Raw genomic sequence first — 20424 nt, 5'->3', positions numbered from 1 at the left:
TTGCAGCCGGTACGGCCGCTTGCGCCTCTCGTGCAGGCCCGGTGTTCTGCGACCTTGCCGCAGGCAAGGCGGGCGCAGCCGCGGTCGAGCCAACCGCCGTTCCGGACCCCGCAGAGATGCGCGCTGCTGACGGCATGGCGCCAGCCGATGCGGCACGTGCAGAGGGAGGAAATGGCACGCCGGGCACCGGTGCCGCTGGTGCAGCCGGGGTCACGCGGGTGGCGGGCGAGCCTGCGACAGGCAAAGGCGCTCCAGCCACCCGGGCTGCCGTCGACGGCGACATCACCGTGGTGCGCGCCGAAGACGACGTCGGTGCGCCCGTTGGCGGCGCCTGCGCGTCGGCCGTCTGCACCACTTCGGTGAGAGTGGGTACAAAACGCGGCGGGGTACGTGGAGGGGTCGCCATGGGGCTTCGCTTCAGTGGGGTTTCTGCACCAGATCATGCCGCGTGATCGCGTAGCCGCGCGATGCGTAGTGCTTCCAGCGCAGCCGAGCGGCACTGCGGTCGGATTCGTCATCCGCACTCACCACCTCCACCAAGCGCGCGAACTGACTGAAGCCTTCAGGCACCTCGGCGTGGAGGTTCAACAACACCTCTTGGTGCGGGGTGCGCTGCACCGCAGTCGTCAGCACCACGGGCGACGCCTGCACGAGTTCCTCGTCCGCGTCGGCCATGCAGTGCGCCACGAAATCCTGGGGTGCCATCTGCCACAGCATGCGGTCCAGATCCGCCACGATGGTGGACGGGCCTGCAATGACCAGACGGGCGCCGCTCTTGTGCACCTTGCGCGCAAACCGGCAGGCATAGGCCAGCTTGTCCGGTGCGTTGAAATGAAAAGAAACCTCGGTCATGCGCTGCACGCCTGGCGCATCTCACGCACCGGACCGCGCCCGCGCGGCCCGTTGGCCCGCCGGCTTCTTCTTGCTGCCAGCGGACGGCGGCTGCGCCACCTTGGAGCGTGCCTGCGGGCTTCTGGCCTGCTCGGCCAGATACTGGACCAGCAAGCCCACAGGCCGACCGGTGGAGCCCTTGGCGGCGCCACCTTTCCAGGCGGTTCCGGCAATGTCCAGATGCGCCCAGGGCATGTCGCCCACAAACTTCTGCAGAAACTTGGCCGCTGTGATGGAGCCGCCGGCGCGGCCGGCCACGTTGCCCATGTCGGCAAAATTGCTCTTGAGGCCATCGGCATAGTCGTCGTCCAGCGGCATGCGCCAGCACAGATCCTGGGCCGTGTCACCCGCCGCCTGCAAGGCCGCGGCCAGCGCGTCGTCGTTGGCGAACAAGCCGCTGCGCACGCCGCCAAGCGCAATCACGCAAGCGCCGGTGAGGGTTGCGATGTCCACCACGGCCGATGGCTTGAAGCGCGCTGCGTAGGTCAGCGCATCGCAGAGCACAAGGCGCCCTTCCGCGTCGGTGTTGAGAATCTCGATGGTCTGGCCGCTCATGCTCGTCACCACGTCGCCCGGTTTCACGGCCCGGCCATCGGGCATGTTCTCGCAGGCCGGAATCAAGCCCACGACGTTGATGGCGGGCTGCAGTTCCCCCAGGGCGCGAAAAACGCCCAGCACGCTGGCCGCACCGCACATGTCGAACTTCATCTCGTCCATCTCCGGCGCCGGCTTGATGGAAATTCCGCCGGTGTCGAAGGTGATGCCCTTGCCCACGAGCACCACCGGCGCCATGCCCTTGGCCGCGCCGTTGTAGCGCAACTCAATGAAGCGCAGCGGCTCTTCCGATCCACGCGCGACCGCCATGAACGCGCCCATCTTCAAACGACCCACCTCGGCAGGCCCCATCACCTTGCACTGGATGCGGGGCAGCTTGGCGAGCGAACGCGCAGCATCCGCCAGCAGCGATGGGGTGGCATGGTTGGCGGGGCGATTGCCCCATTCGCGGGCGAACTCCACACCAGCCACGAGGGCCACGCCGCTGCCGAACTCCTCCCGCGCACCTGCGGCCTCGCGCACGCCCACCACGCAACGCGTGAGGCTGCGGGCCTCTGCCTTGGATTTGGTGGTGGTGTAGACATAGCTTGCGTCGGCCACCGCCTGCACCGCGGCGCTCACGGCGCCTTCCTGCTCTGCAGCCCCAAAGCAGACCACGACCCGGCGGGTCTGCGGCGCCTTGAGCGCCGACCCTGCGGCCTGCAGCGCCTGGCGTGTGGCGCGCGCCGTACCGTCGCCCTGCCCCAGCAGCAGCACCCGGCGGGCCGCTACAGCAGGCACCTGGTACAGCTGCAGATGTTTGCCGGCCTTGGCGGACAGGTCACCGTTCTTGAGTGCGAGTGCCACAAGGGCCGAAAGTGCGTCGCGTCCGGGCTTGAAGCCTTCCGCGATCAGCACGATCAGCAAATCGCATTTCTCGGAAGCCGCCGCAGTCAGGTCCAGGGTCTTGAGATCAAAGTTCATAATCGGTGTTTTCCTTCCGGGCTAGTTGCACGCTCTTGCCGAGCCCGCACATTCAGTCGGCGGGCGCGCAGCCCGCACTCAGTCAATGTTATTCGATTCATCCATTCGCAAGGAGCTGGCCCGCAGCTTCGGCGCGACGCTGGTGGTGCTGGTCACGGTGGTCATGACCATGATGCTCATCCGAACGCTGGGGCAGGCTTCAAAGGGCAGCGTCAGCCCGTCCGATGTGATGCTGGTCATGGGCTTCACGGTGCTCGGGCAGCTGCCCACCATCCTCAGCCTCAGCCTGTTCATTGCCGTGGTGGGCACGCTCTCGCGCATGTACCGCGACAGCGAAATGGTGATCTGGTTTGCCAGCGGGCGCGGACTCATCAGCCTGATCAAGCCGCTGGTGCGGTTTGCCTGGCCCGTGATGCTGGTGATTGCGGTGCTGTCCCTGCTGGTGTGGCCGTGGGCCAATTCGCAGATCCAGCAGCTCAGAACCCAGTACGAGCAGCGCAGCGACATCGACCGGATCGCACCGGGCGAATTCCAGGAGTCGTCCAACGGCAGCCGCGTCTTCTTCATCGACAAGGACACGCCGGACACGCAGGCGGGCAACAACATCTTCATCGCCGCCACCGATGGAGTCCGCGAGTCCGTCACGTCGGCGCGCAGCGCGCGGCTTGAAACCCAGAACGGCGAACGCATGGCCCTGCTCAGCAACGGCCAGCGGCTGGAGACCTCGCGCGACAAGCCGGGCGTCAAGATCAGCGAGTTTGCGGAGTACGGCACCCGCATCGGTTCGGCCCCGGCAGGGTCCGCCGAGGAAATGGCGGTCAAGACCCGCGCAACGCACGAGTTGCTGATGCAGCCGCTGCCCGCATACCGCGCAGAACTGGGCTGGCGCCTGGGCCTGGCGCTGGCCGCCTTCAACTTCGTGGTGCTGGGCCTCGCCGTGGCCAGCGTCAACCCGCGCGCCGCCCGCAGCACCGGGCTGGTGTTCGCACTCTTCGGCTTCATCGTCTACTACAACCTCATGACCCTGGGCCAGAGCTGGGTGGGCGCGGGCCGCCTGGACCTGGCGGCCTTCATGGTGCTGCTGCACGGCGGCATGCTGACGGTCTCGCTGCTTGTTCTCGCGGCGCGGCACAACCAGTGGACGGTTTCAAGCCTCTGGCGCCGAAGGATTGCGCGCCGTGCGGAGGGCGCAGCATGAAAACCCTGCGCCGCCTTGTCCACCGCGAAGCCCTGTTCGCCGTCACCTTCGTCACTGCGGGCTTCCTCGCGCTGTTCTTCTTCTTTGACCTGGTGGACGAACTCCGCTGGGTGGGCCGCACCGGGGCCGAGGGCTACCAGCTGTCGCACGCGTTTCTGTACGTGGTGCTGAGCATCCCGAGCCATCTGTACGAGCTGCTGCCCATCACGGTGCTCATCGGAACGATCTTCGTGATGGCCCGGCTGGCCCAGAGCTCCGAATTCACGATCATGCGGACCAGCGGAATGGGCCCATGGCGCGCCCTGCGCACGCTGCTCACGCTGGGCGGGGTCTTCGTGCTGCTCACCTTTGCCGTGGGCGACTACGTGGCCCCGCTCACCGACCGTGCCGCCCAGCTCGTCAAGGTGCGATACCTTGGCAAGCTGACCACCGGCGCCACCGGTGCCTGGCTCAAGGAGCGCCAGGACGACAGGTCCTATGCCGTCAACGTGCGGGCGCTCACGCCGGACGGCGGCATGTTGGATGTGCGGATCTTCGAATTCGACGCCCAGGGCCGCCTCGCATCCCAGACGCGGGCAGCGTCTGGCGAGTTTGGCGCCGAAGGGGCGTGGGCGCTGCAGGGTGTGCAGCGCAGCCGGTATGAGCTTCGCGGCGCTGAAGAGGCGCGGGTGGAGCACCTCGATGCGCCGGCCCTCGACTGGCCCACCCGCATCAGCGCCGACATGGTGGCGGCCTCGCTGCTCAAGCCCGACCGCATGGCCACCATCGACCTTTTCCAGTACATCCGCCACCTGGACGCCAATGGCCAGTCGGCACAGCGCTACGAAATCGAGTTCTGGCGCAAGGTGTTCTACCCCCTGTCATGCCTGGTGATGGTGGTGCTGGCCCTGCCTTTTGCCTACCTGCATTTCCGCTCGGGCGGCATCGCGGGCTACGTGTTCGGCGGCGTGATGGCGGGCATCAGCTTCTTCCTGCTCAACAACGTGTTTGGCTACGCTGGCAACCTGCAGAATTGGTCGCCCATGCTCACCGCAGCGGCGCCGGGCCTCATCTATTCCGTGCTATCGCTGGCCGCGTTCGGCTGGCTGGTGCTCCGGCGCTGATCGTGCGCACCGTGTACCTGTAGACCCATGCACAACGCCATCGTCCTGTTTTCCCATGGCTCCCGCGATCCGCTGTGGCGCGCCCCACTCGAAGCCGTCGCCCGGCGCATTGAAGCGCAGCACCCCGCGCGCCCCGTGGCCTGCGCATACCTGGAACTGTGCACACCGACTCTGTCGGAGGCGGTGGGGCAGCAGATTCACCATGGCGCCCGCCACATCACCATCGTTCCCATGTTCCTGGGCACGGGCAAGCACGCGCGGGAGGACCTGCCGGTGCTGGTGCAGGAGTTGCGCGCAGCACACCCCGGTGTGGAGTTCCATGTGCAGGCCGCCATCGGCGAAGACCCGCGCATGACCGCCCTGATGGCCGACATCGCCTGCGAAGCTGTTCCCCGCTGAAAAACTGCGCCGTGCCAAGATATTGCTTAGATTGATGCATCATAATGATGCAAATCTTTAGGCGATATCCGATATGAACCTGCACCAGTTCCGTTTCGTGCAAGAGGCTGCGCGCCGCAACCTCAACCTGACCGAAGCCGCCAAGGCCCTGCACACCTCGCAGCCCGGCGTTTCCAAGGCCATCATCGAACTGGAAGAAGAGCTGGGGGTGGACATCTTCGCCCGCCACGGCAAACGCCTCAAGCGCATCACCGAGCCCGGCCAGCATGTGCTCAAGAGCATCGAAGTCATCATGCGCGAGGTGGGCAACCTGAAGCGCATCGGCGAACAGTTCAGCGCGCAGGACAGCGGCACCCTGAGCATCGCCACCACCCACACCCAGGCGCGCTACGTGCTGCCTGTTCCTGTGGCGCGACTGCGCGAGGTGTATCCCAAGGTCAACATCAGCCTGCACCAGGCCACTCCGCACGAAGTCGCGCGCATGGTGATCGACGAAGTGGCCGAGATCGGCATGGCCACCGAGTCGCTGGCCGACTACCCCGACCTGGTGACCCTGCCCTGCTACGAATGGCAGCACGTGCTGGTGGTGCCCAACGACCACCCGCTGGCGCAGAAGGAGCGCATCGGCCTCGACGACCTCGCGCACGAGTCGCTCATCACCTACCACCCCTCCTTCACCGGACGGGGCAAGATCGACCAGGCCTTTGCGGCCCGCAAGCTGCAGCCCCGCATCGTGCTGGAGGCCATCGACTCCGACGTGATCAAGACCTATGTGCGCCTGGGCCTGGGCATCGGCATCGTGGCCGAGATGGCCATGCGCGAAGACCCGGTGGGCGACCTCGCCGTGCGCCCGCTGGGCCACCTGTTCGGCCAGAGCGTGGCCCGCGTGGCCTTCAAGCGCGGGGCCTACCTGCGCAACTTCGTCTACCGGTTTGCCGAGCTGCTCAGCGACCGCCTGAGCCGCGAACTCATCGCCCGCGCGATGACCGGCCATGTCAACGACTATGAACTGTGAACGCACTGCACTGCGCAGCACTGCACAGCTGAACGACGCTTTCCCCCTGCAATTGCCATGACCACCCCCTCCTTCCCCAGCAAGCTGCCCAGCGTGGGCACCACCATCTTCACCGTCATGTCGGCCCTGGCCACCGAGCACCAGGCCGTCAACCTCGGCCAGGGCTTCCCGGACTTCGAATGCGCGCCCGAGCTGGTCAACGCCGTCACACAGGCCATGCAGGCCGGCCACAACCAGTACCCGCCCATGCCCGGCGTGCCGCAGCTGCGCGAAGCCGTGGCCCGCAAGATCGAGGCGCTGCACGGCCGCGCCTACCACCCTGGCACCGAAATCACCATCACGGCGGGTGCCACGCAGGCCATCATCACCGCCATCCTGGCCATCGTGCACCCGGGCGACGAGGTCATCGTGCTCGACCCCTGCTACGACAGCTATGTGCCCAACATCGACCTGGCGGGCGGCAAGGCCGTGCGCGTGCCGCTCACGCCCGGCACCTTCCGGCCTGATTTCGGCAAGATCAGTGCCGCCATCACCCCGCGCACCCGTGCCCTCATCATCAACAGCCCGCACAACCCCAGCGCCACCATCTGGACGGCTGAAGAAATGCGCCAGCTCGAAGCCCTGCTCGCGCCCACCAACATCCTGCTCATCAGCGACGAGGTGTACGAGCACATGGTGTTCGACGGTGCCGAGCACCAGAGTGCCGCACGCTTTTCCGGCCTGGCCGAGCGGGCGTTCATCGTCTCCAGCTTCGGCAAGACCTTCCACGTCACCGGCTGGAAGGTCGGCACCGTGGCGGCGCCCGCCGCGCTGACGGCCGAGTTCCGCAAGGTGCACCAGTTCAACGTGTTCACCGTGAACACCCCCGTGCAGCACGGCCTCGCGGCCTACCTGCAAGACCCTGCGCCCTACCTTCAGCTCTCCGCCTTCTACCAGGCCAAGCGCGACCTGTTCCGCGACGGGCTCAAGGATTCGCGCGTCAGGCTTCTGCCCAGCACCGGTAGCTACTTCCAGTGCGTGGACATCTCGGCCGTGAGCGACCTCAGCGAATCCGACTTCTGCCAATGGCTGACCCGCGAAGTGGGCGTGGCGGCGATCCCTCTGTCGGCGTTCTATGGCGACGGGTTCGACCAGCGCGTGGTGCGGTTCTGTTTTGCCAAGAAGGACGAAACGCTGCTCGCCGCGCTGGAGCGGCTGCGCAGGCTGTGACTCGATGGGCCCACGCGCGAGCGCGGGCTACAGCAGCACGATGTCGTACTGCTCCTGCCCCATCGCGCTTTCGGCCTGCAGCGAGATGGGCTTCCTGATGAAGTCCGACAGGCCCGCCAGGTGCTGGCTCTCTTCGTCCAGAAAAAGCTCCACCACGCGGGCCGAGGCCACCACGCGGAACTCGCGCGGGTTGAACTGGCGCGCCTCGCGCAGGATCTCGCGCAGGATGTCGTAGCACACGCTGCGCGCGGTCTTCACGCTGCCCTTGCCCTGGCACACCTCGCAGGGCTCGCACAGCATGTGGGCCAGAGATTCGCGGGTGCGCTTGCGCGTCATCTCCACCAGGCCCAGTTGCGAGAAGCTGCCCGACGACATGGTCTTGACCCGGTCGCGCGCCAGCTGCTTCTTGAACTCCGACAGCACGGCCTGCTGGTGGTCGTCGCGGGCCATGTCGATGAAGTCCACGATGATGATGCCGCCCAGATTGCGCAGCCGCAGCTGGCGCGCGATGGCCTGCGCGGCTTCCAGGTTGGTCTTGAAGATGGTGTCGTCAAAATTGCGCGCGCCCACATAGCCGCCGGTGTTCACGTCGATGGTGGTGAGCGCCTCGGTCTGGTCCACGATGAGGTAGCCGCCCGACTTGAGGTCCACCCGGCGGCCCAGCGCCTTGGCCACTTCTTCGTCGATGGAATACAGGTCAAAGATGGGCCGCTCGCCCTTGTAGTGCTGCAGCTTGCCGGCCGCTGCCGGCATGAACTCCTGCCCGAACGCGCGCAGGCGCTGGAACTGTTCCATCGAATCGAGCCGGATGGTCTGCGTGTGGTCGCCCACCAGGTCGCGCAGCACGCGCTGCAGCAGGTCAAGATCCTGGTGCAACAGCGACATGGCCGGCTGCCTGAGCGACGCCTCCTTGATGCGCGCCCAGGTCTTGCGCAGGTAGGCAATGTCCTCGGCCAGTTCGGCGTCAGTGGAGTCCTCGCCGTTGGTGCGCAGGATGAAGCCGCCGCCACCGCCCGTGGATTTGTCGCCCACCAGCGCCTGCAGGCGGGCACGCAGCGCATCGCGCTCGGCGCCCGGAATCTTCTGCGACACGCCCACATGGTCGTCCTGCGGCAAAAACACCAAGAGGCGGCCCGCGATGCTGATCTGCGTGGACAGGCGCGCGCCCTTGGTGCCGATGGGGTCCTTGATGACCTGCACCATCAGCGCCTGGCCTTCGAACACCTGCTTCTCAATCGGCACCTGCGGCTCGTTCTTGCGGGCGAAGGCGGGGGGCTCGCCGTCGGGCTGGCGCTGCCACACGTCGGCCACGTGCAAAAAGGCGGCGCGCTCCAGGCCGATGTCGATGAAGGCCGACTGCATGCCCGGCAGCACGCGCGAGACCTTGCCCAGGTAGACGTTGCCCACCAGGCCGCGCTCCAGCGTGCGCTCGACGTGCAGCTCCTGCACGGCGCCGTGCTCGACGATGGCCACGCGCGTTTCCTGGGGCGACCAGTTGATCAGGATGTCTTGTTGCATGGCAAATGTTTTTTGTCTTGTGGTGGGGTCGCCCGGCGGGCCGCCCTGCCGTTCGGCGCGAAGCGGCTAGACCGCGAAGCCCGATGCGCGCAGAAGCTGCGCCGTCTCGTACATCGGCAGCCCCATGATGCCCGAATAGCTGCCCGCCAGGTGCTCCACATACGCCGCAGCGCGGCCTTGTATGCCATAGGCCCCGGCCTTGCCCAGCGGCTCGCCCGTGGCCACATAGGCGTCGATCTGCGCGGGCGTCATGGCCGCAAAGCGCACGCGCGACACCGACAGCGCCGCCAGCCGCTTGCCGCCCACCTGCAGCGCCACGGCGGTGAGCACGCGGTGCTCGTGCCCCGCCAGCTCGGCCAGCATGCGCGCAGCGTGCGCCGCGTCATCCGGCTTGCCATAGATGGTGCGGCCCAGGGCCACGGTGGTGTCGGAGCACAGAATGGGCGCCTGCGGCAGCCCTCGGCGGGCCAGGCGGGCTGCGGCAGCATCCAGCTTGAGGGCGGTCACACGCTCCACATAGGCGGTGGGCGCCTCGCCGGGCAGCACCACCTCGATGGCCTCGGTGTCCTCCACCTCGTCGCCCTGCACATTGGGCAGCAGCAGTTCGTGGCGCACGCCCAGCTGCTCCAGCAACTGGCGGCGGCGCGGGCTTTGGGACGCGAGGTAGAGGAAGTCGGGCATGCGCAAAAAATATGAATAAAAAATGGCCCCAGCGCTTATCCATCAAGCGCTGACAGCTATCAAAATAGTAGTAAGCACAACCCTGAACCTCTATCAGGTCATTCGCGGTGGTACGGATGCCCGGCATTCACGGACCACGCGCGGTACAGCTGCTCGATCAGCAGCACGCGCACCATGGCGTGCGGCAGCGTCAGGTCCGACAGGCGGATGCGTTCGTGCGCGGCTTGGCGAAAGGCCGGGTCCAGCCCATCGGGCCCGCCGATGACCAGCGCCACGTCGTCGCCCTCCAGCTGCCAACCCTTGAGGCGTTCTGCCAGCGCCTTGGTGGTGAGGTTGGTGCCGCGCTCGTCCAGCGCCACCACGCGGGTCCCGCGCGGGATGGCCGCCTCGATGCGCTCGCGCTCGGCGGCGTAGAGCGTCTCCAGGGTCTTGGAGCCACGCGGCTCGGTCTTGACGGCCTTCAGTTCGACCTTGAGCTCGGGCGGGAAACGTTTGGCGTAGTCGTCGTAAGCCGTTTGTGCCCAGTCAGGCACCCGCTGCCCGACCGCCACGATAAGCAGCTTCATGACAAAAACGCGATGTGGGGTTCAGAGAAAGTGAATCTGCGGCGTGCCCGGCCAGGGCGGAACGGGCACGCACTGCGCAAGGCCTCAGGCCTTGTTGCCAGCGGCGCGGCCGCGGGCGGGGGCCTTCTTGGCAGCAGGCTTGGCTGTGGATTTGGCCGTGGTCTTGACCGTTGCGCGCGCGGGAGCAGCCGCCGCCTTGGGTGCGGCCTTCTTGGCCGCAGGCTTCTTGGCGGCGGGTTTCACCACCACGGTCTTCACGGGGGCCTTCTTGGCGGCTGCAGGCTTCTTGCCTGCGGCGGTGGCACCGGCCGAGGCCGGGGTCTTGCGGGCCGGGGCTTTCTTGGCAGCAGCCTTGGGCTTGGCCTCGGCAGCCACCGGCGCGACAGCCGCCTTGGGCTTGCCGGGCTTGCGTGCAGCCACCTCGGGTGCCGCGGCGGCCTTCTTCTTGGCCGGCGCCTTCTTGGAAGTTGCGGCAGCGGGCTTGGCGGCACCCAGCTTCAGGCGCACTGGGCTCTCGCCCCACAGCTCTTCCAGGCGGTAGTACTGGCGGATGGCGGGCTGCATGATGTGCGCCACGGCCGGACCGCAGTCCACGATGATCCATTCGCCGTTGTCTTCGCCCTCGATGCGGGGCTTGCTGAACCCGGCCTCCTTGACCGCATCGCGCACGCTGGCGGCCAGGGCCTTGGTCTGGCGGTTGGACGTGCCCGACGCCACGATCACCCGTTCGAACAGCGGCGAGAGTTGCTCGGTGTTGAAGACCTGGATGTCTTGCGCCTTCACGTCTTCCAGGCCATCGACGATGGCACGCTGCAGTTTGGTGACGTCTTTCTTGGCGGCGGTTTCCGATTTGGTGGAGGTGGTCATCAGGGGAGGATCAGAGAAGGGGTGGATTCAATATAGCGCGCAACACGGAATGCGACCAATAGGGCTGTGCCTCGGGTGTTGCGCCGGTGTTGTGCCAGTGGGGTGAATGGAGGCCGGGGATTTTCAAGGTGTTTTTGGCCTCTGGCGCCCATGTGAAAAGCGCGGGCAGCTATTGAAATTATAGCTTTTGCACTTTTTGCAGCATCAGGACACCGCCTGTGCAGCGCCGGCAAGCCAGTCGCGGCGCACCAGAAAGCGCTGCAGCAGCTCGGCCTCGGCCGAATCGGCAGCATCCGCGCGCTGGTACGACCAGGCCACGAGCGGCGGCATGGACAGCAGGATGGACTCGGTGCGCCCGCCCGACTGCAGGCCAAAGTGCGTGCCCCGGTCCCAGACCAGGTTGAACTCGACATAGCGGCCGCGCCGGTAGAGCTGGAAGCCGCGCTCGCGCTCGCCATGGGGCGTGTCTTGTCGCCTTTCCACAATGGGCAGGTAGGCCGCAAGAAAGGCGTCTCCCACCGACTGCGTCATGGCCAGGCTCTGCGCAAAGCCCAGCTCCGAGAAGTCATCAAAGAACACGCCGCCCACGCCGCGCTGTTCATTGCGGTGCTTGAGGAAGAAATACTCGTCGCACCACTGCTTGAAGCGCGGGTACTTGTCGTCGCCAAAGGGCGTCAGCGCATCGCGGCAGGTGCGGTGAAAGTGCACCGCGTCCTCTTCGAAGCCGTAGTAAGGCGTAAGGTCCATGCCCCCGCCGAACCAGCAGGTGGGCGCCTGGCCCGGGTGCCCGGCGGCGATCATGCGCACGTTCATGTGCACCGTGGGCACATAAGGATTGCGCGGGTGGAAGACCAGCGACACCCCCATGGCCTCGAAGGGCGCGCCCGCCAGCTCGGGCCGGTGCTGCGTGGCCGATGGCGGCAGTTGCGGGCCGCGCACGTGGCTGAAGCCGCAACCGGCACGCTCGAACACGCGGCCGTTTTCGAGGATCTTGGTGATTCCGTCGCCCTGCAGCGTCTCGCCCGGCGCCTTGCTCCAGGCGTCGGCCACAAAGCGCGCACCGCCCTCGCCCTCCACGGCCTCGATCGCGCCGGTGATGCGCGCCTGCAGGCCCTGCAGGTAATCGCGCACCTGCGCCACGGTGTCGGCGGTGTTCAGGCTCTCTGTGCGCGCCATCAGCTCTTCAAGGCCCTGAAGCCGATGTCGCGGCGGTACTGCATGCCGTCAAAGTGGATGCCCCGGGCCACGTCGTAGGCGCGCTGCTGCGCCTGCTTCACGCTGTCGGCCAACACGGTCACGCACAGCACGCGGCCTCCGGTCACGCTGACCACGCCGTCCTGCAGCTGCGTGCCCGCATGGAACACCACGGCGTCGTCCGCGTCCTGCGGCAGGCCGGTGATCGCATCGCCCTTGCGCGGGTTCTCGGGGTAGCCGTGGGCGGCCATCACCACGCCCATGGCGGTACGGCGGTCCCACTGCAGCTCCATCTGGTCGAGCTTGCCGTCCACCGCAGCCGCCATCACGTCCACCATGTCGCTCTTCAGGCGCATGAGGATGGGCTGGGTTTCGGGGTCGCCCATGCGGCAGTTGAATTCGAGCGTCTTGGGGTGGCCCTTGGCGTCGATCATGAGCCCGGCATACAGAAAACCGGTGTACGGAATGCCGTCCTTTTCCATGCCACGGATCGTGGGCAGAATGATTTCGCGCATGGCGCGGGCGTGCACATCGGCCGTGACCACGGGCGCGGGCGAATACGCGCCCATGCCGCCGGTGTTCGGGCCTTCGTCGCCATCTTTCAGGCGCTTGTGGTCCTGGCTGGTGGCCAAGGCCAGCACGTTCTTGCCGTCGCACAGCACGATGAACGAGGCTTCTTCGCCTTCGAGGAATTCTTCGATCACCACGCGCGCGCCGCCTTCGTTGTGCGTCACGCCGTATTTGTTGTCCACCAGCATGAAGTCCACGGCATCGTGGGCCTCTTGCAGCGTCATGGCCACGACCACGCCCTTGCCCGCCGCCAGTCCGTCGGCCTTGATGACGATGGGCGCGCCCAGGCGGTCCACAAACGCATGGGCGGCCGCCGGGTCGGTGAAGGTGTCGTAGTCGGCCGTGGGAATGCCGTGGCGGCGCATGAAGGCCTTGCTGAAGGCCTTGGAGCTTTCGAGCTGGGCGGCAGCCTTGGTGGGGCCGAAGATGCGAAGGCCATGGGCGCGGAACTCATCCACCACGCCGGCCGCCAACGGGGCCTCGGGGCCCACCACCGCCAAAGCAATTTTTTCGGCCTGCGCCCACACACGCAGGGCCTGCACGTCGGTGATGGCCACGTTTTCGAGCTTGGCATTGAGCGCCGTGCCGCCGTTGCCCGGCGCCACATACACCTTGGTCACCTTGGGGGACTGGCTCAGTTTCCACGCCATCGCGTGTTCACGGCCGCCGCCACCAATCACAAGTACTTTCATAGGAACCTTTGGTGAACCCGGCCCGGCACAACGCCGAAGCCCAGGGGCTCATAAAAAAACTATCTCAGCAACCAATTGCGGTGGATGCGACACCCACAACCGCAAAAAACTGGCGCGATCCAGACCAGTGCCACCGCGCAAGGGCCGCCAAGACACTTACGTGTCGCTAACGCTCCGTGCGCTGGTGGCGTCCCCCTCCCGCGTAGCGAGAGAGGGGGAAGGCGCGAAGCGCCTCAGGGGGAGCTTCACAATGCAGCGTTGTGATAGACCTCTTGCGTGTCGTCCAGGTCTTCCAGCACATCCAGCAGCTTTTGCATCTTTGCGGCGTCTTCGCCGGTCAGCTCGATGGTGTTTTCAGGCCGCATGGTCACGCTGGCCACCTCGGGGGTCAGGCCTGCGGCCTCCAGCGCATTCTTCACGGCCTCGAAGTCTGCGGGGCTGGTCAGCACTTCCACGGCGCCGTCGTCATCGGTGACGACGTCTTCGGCACCCGCCTCCAGCGCCACTTCCATCACCTTGTCTTCGCTGGTGCCGGGGGCAAAGATCAGCTGGCCGCAATGCTTGAACTGGAACACCACCGAGCCTTCGGTGCCCATGTTGCCGCCGTGCTTGCTGAACGCGTGGCGCACCTCGGCCACGGTGCGCACGCGGTTGTCGGTCATCGTGTCGATCATGATGGCCGCGCCGCCAATGCCATAGCCTTCGTAGCGAATTTCTTCGTAGGTCAGGCCTTCGGCGTTGCCCGTGGCCTTGTCGATGTTGTATTTGATGCGGTCGGCGGGCATGTTGGCCGCCTTGGCCTTGTCCACCGCCAGGCGCAGGCGGGGGTTGGCAGACAGGTCGCCGCCACCGGCGCGGGCCGCCACCGTGATTTCGCGAATGATGCGGGTCCAGATCTTGCCGCGCTTTTCATCCTGCCGCCCCTTGCGGTGCTGGATGTTCGCCCATTTGCTGTGTCCTGCCACAGGATTTCCTTTGGTATTGATTTAATCTAGCCTGCGAATTTTACTTTTGCTGCCAACGCACCTCCGAGGAAACCCGAAATGGCCGACCCCCTGCTGATTGCCAAGCACGACTCCATCGAATGCCACCTGCTTCCGGGCCTGGCCAACCGGCACGGTCTGATCACCGGCGCCACGGGCACGGGCAAGACCGTGACGCTGCAGACCCTGGCCGAAAACTTCTCGCGCATCGGGGTGCCGGTGTTCATGGCCGACGTGAAGGGCGACCTCACGGGCGCGAGCCAGCCGGGCAAGATCGGCGACAAGCTGGCCGGCGTGCTCAAGGAGCGCGGCCTCGACCTGCCCACGCCCCTGGCCTGCCCCACCACGCTGTGGGACGTGTTCGGCGAGCAGGGCCACCCGGTGCGCGCCACCGTGTCCGACATGGGCCCGCTGCTGCTGGGCCGCATGCTCAACCTCAACGAAACGCAGCTGGGCGTGCTGAACCTGGTGTTCAAGATCGCCGACGACAGCGGCATGCTGCTGCTGGACCTGAAAGACCTGCGCGCCATGCTCACCTACGTGGGCGACAACGCCAAGCAGTTCACCACCGAATACGGCAACGTCAGCGCGGCCAGCGTGGGCGCCATCCAGCGCGGGCTGCTGCAGATCGAGCAGCAGGGCGGCACGCAGTTTTTTGGCGAGCCCATGCTCGACATCCAGGATTTCATGCAGACGGTGGACGGCAAGGGGGTCGTGAACATCCTGGCCGCCGACAAGCTCATGAATTCGCCGCGCTTGTACGCGACCTTCCTCTTGTGGATGCTGTCCGAGCTGTTCGAGCAACTCCCCGAGATCGGCGACCCCGAGCAACCCAAGCTGGTGTTCTTCTTCGACGAGGCGCATCTGCTGTTCAACGAGGCCCCCAAGGTGCTGGTGGAACGCATCGAACTGGTGGTGCGCCTGGTGCGCTCCAAGGGCGTGGGCGTGTACTTCGTCACCCAGAACCCGCTCGACATCCCCGACAGCGTGCTGGCGCAGCTGGGTAACCGCGTGCAGCACGCGCTGCGCGCCTTCACCCCGCGCGACCAGAAGGCCGTGAAGGCCACGGCCACCACCATGCGGCAAAAGCCCGGTCTCGACATCGAAACCGCCATCACCGAGCTGGCCGTGGGCGAGGCGCTGGTGAGCTTTCTCGACGCCAAGGGCCGACCCAGTGTGACCGAGCGCGTGTTCGTGCTGCCGCCGGGCAGCCAGCTGGGCCCCATCACGCCGCAGCAGCGCCAGGCGCTGATGGCCGGCTCGCTGGTGGCGGGCGTTTACGAAAAGGTGGTGGACCGCGAATCGGCCTACGAAAAACTCAAGGGCCGGGCCGAAGCCGCACCCACCGCCCCCCCTGCGCCCACACCGGCCACGGCAGGCAGCCGCAGTGCCGGCACCGGCAGCAACGACGCGCAAGGCGGCAGCTTTCTGAACGACCTGCTGTTTGGCAGCACCGGCCCGCGCGGCGGCCGCCGCGATGGCCTGGTGCAGACCATGGCCAAGTCGGCCGTGCGCACCGTGGGCACCAATGTGGGCAAAGAGATCCTGCGCGGCGTGCTGGGGGGCATTTTTGGCGGCAGCAGCAAGCGGCGCTGAGCCGCCAGAGCGCCGGGCTGGCTCGGCCTGAACGGCTCAAGTGGCCTTGCGCTGACTCCACAAAAGCAATGCCGAGGGACAGGCGATGACGCGAATCGAACGAGCTGTGTTGCGCATGGGCAGCAAAGCCCTGCTGGTGGCCGCCCTGGCGTGGGCCGTCGTGCTCGGCGGCATGCTGGCCGGGGCATGGCGCTTTCGGGGCCCGTGGGTGTTCTACATGCTGGCCACGGTGGTCGTGGTGGCACTGGTCCGGCAATGGACCCATGCCCTGCGCCAGCGCTTCATCCGCGAATCCCCCCTGCCCCGATTCCTGCAGCGCAAGCTGCGCGAAGCCTATCCCCACCTGAGCACCCGCGACGCTGAGCTGGTGGAGCGCGGCCTGCGCCAGTTCTTCATGGCCTGCCTGCGCAGCAAAAAGCAGTTCGTGGCCATGCCCTCGCGCGCCGTGGACGCGCTGTGGCATGAATTCATCCTGCACACGCAGGCCTACAAGGCCTGGTGCGACCAGGCGCTGGGCTTCTTCTTGCACCACACGCCGGCCGAGGCCCTGGGCCAGAAGGCGCGCCACAACGACGGCCTGCGCCGCTGCTGGTACTGGGCATGCAAGGAAGAGTCCATCGACCCCCGCGCCCCCAGCCGCCTGCCGCTGCTGTTTGCGCTCGATGCCAAGTTCGCCATTGCCGGCGGGTTCACCTATGTGCCCGACTGCACGGACATCGCCCGCAAGAGCGACGCCGGAGGCAGCGGCGGCACGACCTATTGCGGCACCAGCTTTTCGGACGGCAGCCACGGCGGTGACGCAGACGGCTTCGGCGGCGCCGAGAGCGCGGACGGGGGTGGCGATGGCGGTGGGGATGGCGGCGGCTGCGGTGGCGGCGGGGACTGACACCCCCGACTCCAGCGGCTAACACTACATTTTTGATAGCTGCCAGTGCTTATCCAGTAAGCGCCGGAGGCCAAAAACGATCAAAGTCTCCCACGCGACGAGACACCGCGCTGCAGCAAAGCTACAGTGGCGCGCATGAACACGCCCACCCCCACCCTCACCGGCTTCACCCTCGGCATCACCGACCACGTGGCCCACCTGGTTCTGAACAAACCCGAAGCCATGAACACCATGCACCCCACCTTCTGGCGCGAGCTGGATGCGGTGCTGGCATACCTCAACACCTCGGGCGCGGCGCGGGCGCTGGTGGTCAGCAGCACGGGCAAGCATTTCAGCGCCGGCATGGCGCTGGAGACCTTTGGCGGCGCCATCACGCTGGACGACCGCAGCCCCGAAGGCCGGGCCGCCATCTTCGACCTGCTGACCGACATGCAGGCCACCTTCTCCCGCGTCGAGAGCCTGCGCATTCCCGTGATCATGGCCATCCACGGGGGCTGCATTGGCGGCGCGGTGGACCTGGTGACCACCGCCTGCGTGCGCTACGCCACGGCGGATGCGTTCTTCTGCATCCAGGAAATCAACATCGGCATGGTGGCCGACGTGGGCACGCTGCAGCGCCTGCCCAAGCTGATTCCGCTGGGCGTGGTCAAGGAACTGGCCTACACCGGCCGCCGCCTCGGCGCGCACAAGGCCCTGGGCTATGGCCTGGTCAATGAAGTGTTCGACACGCAAGACGCCATGGTGGCCGCCGCGCTGCAGTGCGCACGCGAGATCGCCAGCAAGCCGCCCGTCGCCATCTGGGGCACCAAGCAGGCCGTGAACTACGCGCGCGACCACAGCGTGGAAGACAGCCTGCGCCAGATGGGCTGGCTGCAGGGCGCCATCTGGAGCAACCGGCACGTGATGGAATCCGTCACCGCCATGAAGCAAAAGCGCGCCGGCGACTTCCCCGACCTGCCGGCCCTGCGGCGCTTCAGCGAGCTGGACTGACCCCGGCGGGCGACAGCGGTGGCACAAACATGCCGCCGATGGTTTGTCAAAAATCATAGCTGCCAACGCTTACCTGATAAGCGCTGGACGCTATTTTGGCTTGAATTCTGCCTGCATGCGGCTATCATGGGCACCCGGGGCCGCCAGCCGCCAGCGGCCCGCAGCACACAGGGATGAAGCCATGACGACCTTGCCCAGCCTCCCCCCGCCCACCTATGCCGACGTGCTTGCCGCAGCGCAGCGGCTTGAAGGCAAGGCCCACACCACCCCCGTGGTGCGCAGCACGGCCATCGACGAGCGCCTGGGCGCCAAGCTGTTCTTCAAGTGCGAGAACCTGCAGCGCACCGGCGCCTTCAAATTTCGCGGTGCGTACAACGCGCTGGCCCAGTTCACCGACGAGCAGCGTGAGCACGGCGTGCTCACCTTCTCGGCCGGCAATCACGCCCAGGCCATCGCGCTGTCGGCGCGCCTGCTGGACATGCCGGCCCTGGTGGTGATGCCCGAAGACGCCGCCGTCTCCAAGATGACCGCCACGCGCGAATACGGCGCGCAGGTCGTCACCTACAACCGCCACACCGAAGACCGCGAAGCCATCAGCCGCCAGATCGCGCGCGAGCGCGGCATGACCCTGGTGCCCCCGTTCGACCACCCCCACGTCATCGCGGGCCAGGGAACGGCCGCGCTGGAGCTGCTGCAGGAGGTGCCCGACCTCGACTACCTGTTCATCAGCCTGGGTGGCGGCGGCCTGCTGTCGGGCAGCCTGCTGGCGGTGCAGACCCTGGCCCCCCAGTGCAAGGTGATCGGTGTGGAGCCGGAAACCGCCAACGACGCCCAGCAATCGCTGCGCGCCGGCCACATCGTGCGCATCGCCCACCCGCAGACCATTGCCGACGGCGCACAGACCCAGGCCCTGGGCGACTACACCTTCCCCCTCATCCGCGACCACGCCGAAGACATCATCACCGTCAGCGACGAGCAGCTCATCGAGGCCCTGCGCTTCTTCGCGCAGCGCATGAAGATGGTGGTGGAGCCCACGGGCGCCCTGGCATTTGCGGGGGCCCAGGCGTTCTCGGGCGAGGACGAAGGCGGCAAGCTGTTGCACGGCGAGCGTGTGGGCATCATCGTGAGCGGCGGCAATGTCGACCTGTCGCGCTACGCCCGGTTTCTGGCGGATTGACTCCCCCCCGCGCCGCCTTCGGTGCCTTCCCTGCAAGGGACGCGACGCCAGCGGCCTGGCAAAGCCCGTTCCACGGCGTCCACTGGCCTGGGCCGCGCGGGTTTGGAAGGTCGCTGGCGCCAATGCCGTCAAAATGCGGCCACCGCTTTTTATTCATCCCCGTCGACCATAGGCCCCGCCATGAGCACTGCCAGCCCCAGCAACAACGTCACCGTCATCACCCACCCCCTCGTCCAGCACAAGCTCACGCTGATGCGCAAGAAGGACGCCAGCACCAACAGCTTTCGCCGCCTGCTGGGCGAACTCTCCACGCTGATGGCCTATGAAGTCACGCGCGACATGCCGCTGCAGGACGTGCAGATCGAAACCCCGCTGGAGACCATGACCGGCCAGGTCATCGACGGCAAGAAGCTGGTGCTCGTCTCCATCCTGCGCGCGGGCAACGGTTTTCTGGACGGCATGCTCAACGTGGTGCCCGGCGCCCGCGTCGGCCACATCGGCCTGTACCGCGACCCGGCCACGCTGCAGCCGGTGGAGTACTACTTCAAGATGCCGTCCGAGATGGACGAGCGCGACATCATCGTGGTGGACCCGATGCTGGCCACCGGCAACTCGGCCGCCGCCTGCGTGGACCGGCTCAAGAAGCTCAACCCCCGCTCCATCAAATTCGTCTGCCTGCTGGCCGCCCCCGAAGGCGTGGCCACGCTGCAGAAGGCCCACCCCGACGTGCCCATCTTCACCGCCGCCATCGACCGCGAGCTGAACGACCACGGCTACATCCTGCCGGGCCTGGGGGACGCGGGCGACCGGATTTTTGGCACCAAGTAAGGTCCTCCAAACCTAGAAATGGAGCAACCCGCTGGCGAGCGAGCGGGATACCTCCTGTGAAGCGCGGGCTGCACAGGAGGTGGTTTTTTACTGCAGCCCCACGGCCAGCAGCTCAGGCTTTACATGATGATGCTCGTTAAGCAAGGTGTGTTGCACTCCTCCCGCCGCTGGAGCGAACGATGCCATCGCACTCACCAGCTGATTCGCTTGGCTATCAAGCGAAGCGTCTTGTGGTTTGAGCTGTCCAAAATAAACCTCCAGCTCTAAAGGTTTGTTCTCACCCTCAATCACCTCTTCCGACCACAAATGTGGGCGGTAGTTACCCACGAAAACCGCATCTTGCGCAGCGGCATGCAACGAGTCTGCAAAGAAGGCGGAGCGTGTTAATGCGGGTGATTGCCTTTGAGAGCTAGGCAACTGCTGCTGAATAGTCGCTAGATCCCACACCGTGCCATCTTCAAAGCGCACTTCCTGCACCGGGTTCCAGGCGTTGGCGGGCGTGTTCTCGTAGAAGAAGTTCGTCACCGTCACCACATCCTCGGT

General features: G+C 66.4%; 20 protein-coding genes. 10 read left to right on the top strand and 10 right to left on the bottom strand.

Features of this window, described 5'->3' with window-relative positions; all coding sequences use genetic code 11:
- Window positions 1-417: 417 nt before the first annotated feature.
- Together ACOQFS_RS02775 and ACOQFS_RS02770 are read right to left on the bottom strand one after the other, a co-directional pair.
- Window positions 418-852 (bottom strand): DNA polymerase III subunit chi, encoded by a 435-nt coding sequence (locus tag ACOQFS_RS02775; RefSeq protein ID WP_421561446.1) that lies wholly within the window; start codon window positions 850-852, stop codon window positions 418-420.
- A 21-nt stretch (window positions 853-873) separates the two neighbouring features.
- Window positions 874-2409, bottom strand: coding sequence for a leucyl aminopeptidase (locus ACOQFS_RS02770; RefSeq protein WP_421561445.1), 1536 nt, complete (start codon window positions 2407-2409; stop codon window positions 874-876).
- Window positions 2410-2494: 85 nt separating this feature from the next.
- Here ACOQFS_RS02770 and lptF point away from each other — a divergent pair, with 85 nt between their 5' ends.
- The 5 genes from lptF to ACOQFS_RS02745 all read left to right on the top strand — a co-directional run bounded on the left by lptF (window position 2495) and on the right by ACOQFS_RS02745 (window position 7333).
- Window positions 2495-3607 (top strand): LPS export ABC transporter permease LptF, encoded by a 1113-nt coding sequence (lptF, locus tag ACOQFS_RS02765; protein ID WP_421561444.1) that lies wholly within the window; start codon window positions 2495-2497, stop codon window positions 3605-3607.
- Window positions 3604-4710, top strand: a complete 1107-nt coding sequence (gene lptG, locus ACOQFS_RS02760) for an LPS export ABC transporter permease LptG (RefSeq protein WP_421561443.1) — start codon at window positions 3604-3606, stop codon at window positions 4708-4710. The genes lptF and lptG overlap by 4 nt, the downstream gene beginning before the upstream one ends.
- 27 nt (window positions 4711-4737) lie before the next feature.
- A complete protein-coding gene (locus tag ACOQFS_RS02755; RefSeq protein ID WP_421561442.1) occupies window positions 4738-5109 on the top strand; it encodes a sirohydrochlorin chelatase in 372 nt (123 codons plus the stop codon).
- Between the two features lie 73 nt (window positions 5110-5182).
- Complete coding sequence (locus tag ACOQFS_RS02750; protein WP_421561441.1) at window positions 5183-6124, top strand: CysB family HTH-type transcriptional regulator; 942 nt, start codon at window positions 5183-5185, stop codon at window positions 6122-6124.
- A gap of 57 nt (window positions 6125-6181) precedes the next feature.
- The gene (locus tag ACOQFS_RS02745) at window positions 6182-7333 is read left to right on the top strand and encodes a pyridoxal phosphate-dependent aminotransferase (RefSeq protein WP_421561440.1); all 1152 of its coding nucleotides are present in this window, start codon (window positions 6182-6184) and stop codon (window positions 7331-7333) included.
- A 27-nt stretch (window positions 7334-7360) separates the two neighbouring features.
- Here the strand turns inward: ACOQFS_RS02745 and rng are convergent, their stop codons facing one another.
- From rng to ACOQFS_RS02710, 7 genes are all read right to left on the bottom strand, one after another.
- Window positions 7361-8851, bottom strand: a complete 1491-nt coding sequence (gene rng / locus ACOQFS_RS02740; RefSeq protein ID WP_421561439.1) for a ribonuclease G — start codon at window positions 8849-8851, stop codon at window positions 7361-7363.
- Between the two features lie 66 nt (window positions 8852-8917).
- Window positions 8918-9532: a Maf family protein gene (locus ACOQFS_RS02735; protein WP_421561438.1), complete on the bottom strand. Its 615-nt coding sequence runs from the start codon at window positions 9530-9532 to the stop codon at window positions 8918-8920.
- 98 nt (window positions 9533-9630) lie between these two features.
- Window positions 9631-10098: a 23S rRNA (pseudouridine(1915)-N(3))-methyltransferase RlmH gene (rlmH, locus tag ACOQFS_RS02730; RefSeq protein WP_421561437.1), complete on the bottom strand. Its 468-nt coding sequence runs from the start codon at window positions 10096-10098 to the stop codon at window positions 9631-9633.
- A gap of 84 nt (window positions 10099-10182) precedes the next feature.
- Window positions 10183-10965 (bottom strand): ribosome silencing factor, encoded by a 783-nt coding sequence (gene rsfS / locus ACOQFS_RS02725; protein WP_421561436.1) that lies wholly within the window; start codon window positions 10963-10965, stop codon window positions 10183-10185.
- 204 nt (window positions 10966-11169) lie between these two features.
- Window positions 11170-12141, bottom strand: coding sequence for an oxygen-dependent coproporphyrinogen oxidase (gene hemF / locus ACOQFS_RS02720; RefSeq protein ID WP_421561435.1), 972 nt, complete (start codon window positions 12139-12141; stop codon window positions 11170-11172).
- Window positions 12141-13421 (bottom strand): phosphoribosylamine--glycine ligase, encoded by a 1281-nt coding sequence (gene purD, locus ACOQFS_RS02715; RefSeq protein ID WP_421561434.1) that lies wholly within the window; start codon window positions 13419-13421, stop codon window positions 12141-12143. Before purD ends, hemF begins: the two co-directional genes overlap by 1 nt.
- 245 nt (window positions 13422-13666) lie before the next feature.
- A complete protein-coding gene (locus ACOQFS_RS02710) occupies window positions 13667-14386 on the bottom strand; it encodes a YebC/PmpR family DNA-binding transcriptional regulator (RefSeq protein ID WP_409834273.1) in 720 nt (239 codons plus the stop codon).
- A 78-nt stretch (window positions 14387-14464) separates the two neighbouring features.
- On the opposite strand from ACOQFS_RS02710, the gene ACOQFS_RS02705 reads away from it, so the two are divergent.
- The 5 genes from ACOQFS_RS02705 to upp all read left to right on the top strand — a co-directional run bounded on the left by ACOQFS_RS02705 (window position 14465) and on the right by upp (window position 19881).
- Complete coding sequence (locus ACOQFS_RS02705; RefSeq protein WP_421561433.1) at window positions 14465-16000, top strand: helicase HerA-like C-terminal domain-containing protein; 1536 nt, start codon at window positions 14465-14467, stop codon at window positions 15998-16000.
- Window positions 16001-16085: 85 nt separating this feature from the next.
- Window positions 16086-16886 (top strand): glycine-rich domain-containing protein, encoded by an 801-nt coding sequence (locus tag ACOQFS_RS02700; RefSeq protein ID WP_421561432.1) that lies wholly within the window; start codon window positions 16086-16088, stop codon window positions 16884-16886.
- Window positions 16887-17021: 135 nt separating this feature from the next.
- Complete coding sequence (locus tag ACOQFS_RS02695; protein ID WP_421561431.1) at window positions 17022-17876, top strand: enoyl-CoA hydratase-related protein; 855 nt, start codon at window positions 17022-17024, stop codon at window positions 17874-17876.
- Between the two features lie 181 nt (window positions 17877-18057).
- The gene (locus tag ACOQFS_RS02690) at window positions 18058-19053 is read left to right on the top strand and encodes a threo-3-hydroxy-L-aspartate ammonia-lyase (protein WP_421561430.1); all 996 of its coding nucleotides are present in this window, start codon (window positions 18058-18060) and stop codon (window positions 19051-19053) included.
- Window positions 19054-19233: 180 nt separating this feature from the next.
- Complete coding sequence (gene upp, locus ACOQFS_RS02685) at window positions 19234-19881, top strand: uracil phosphoribosyltransferase (RefSeq protein WP_421561429.1); 648 nt, start codon at window positions 19234-19236, stop codon at window positions 19879-19881.
- A gap of 87 nt (window positions 19882-19968) precedes the next feature.
- Here upp and ACOQFS_RS02680 read toward each other — a convergent pair.
- Window positions 19969-20424 (bottom strand): calcium-binding protein (locus ACOQFS_RS02680; RefSeq protein ID WP_421561428.1); only part of this gene is annotated, 456 nt, incomplete at its 5' end.

Origin of the sequence: Paracidovorax sp. MALMAid1276 (assembly GCF_049198005.1) — a bacterium.
Classification (GTDB): domain Bacteria; phylum Pseudomonadota; class Gammaproteobacteria; order Burkholderiales; family Burkholderiaceae_C; genus Acidovorax.
The sequence above is the reverse complement of the archived record's forward strand: the minus strand, read 5'-3'. Positions and strand labels throughout refer to the sequence as shown.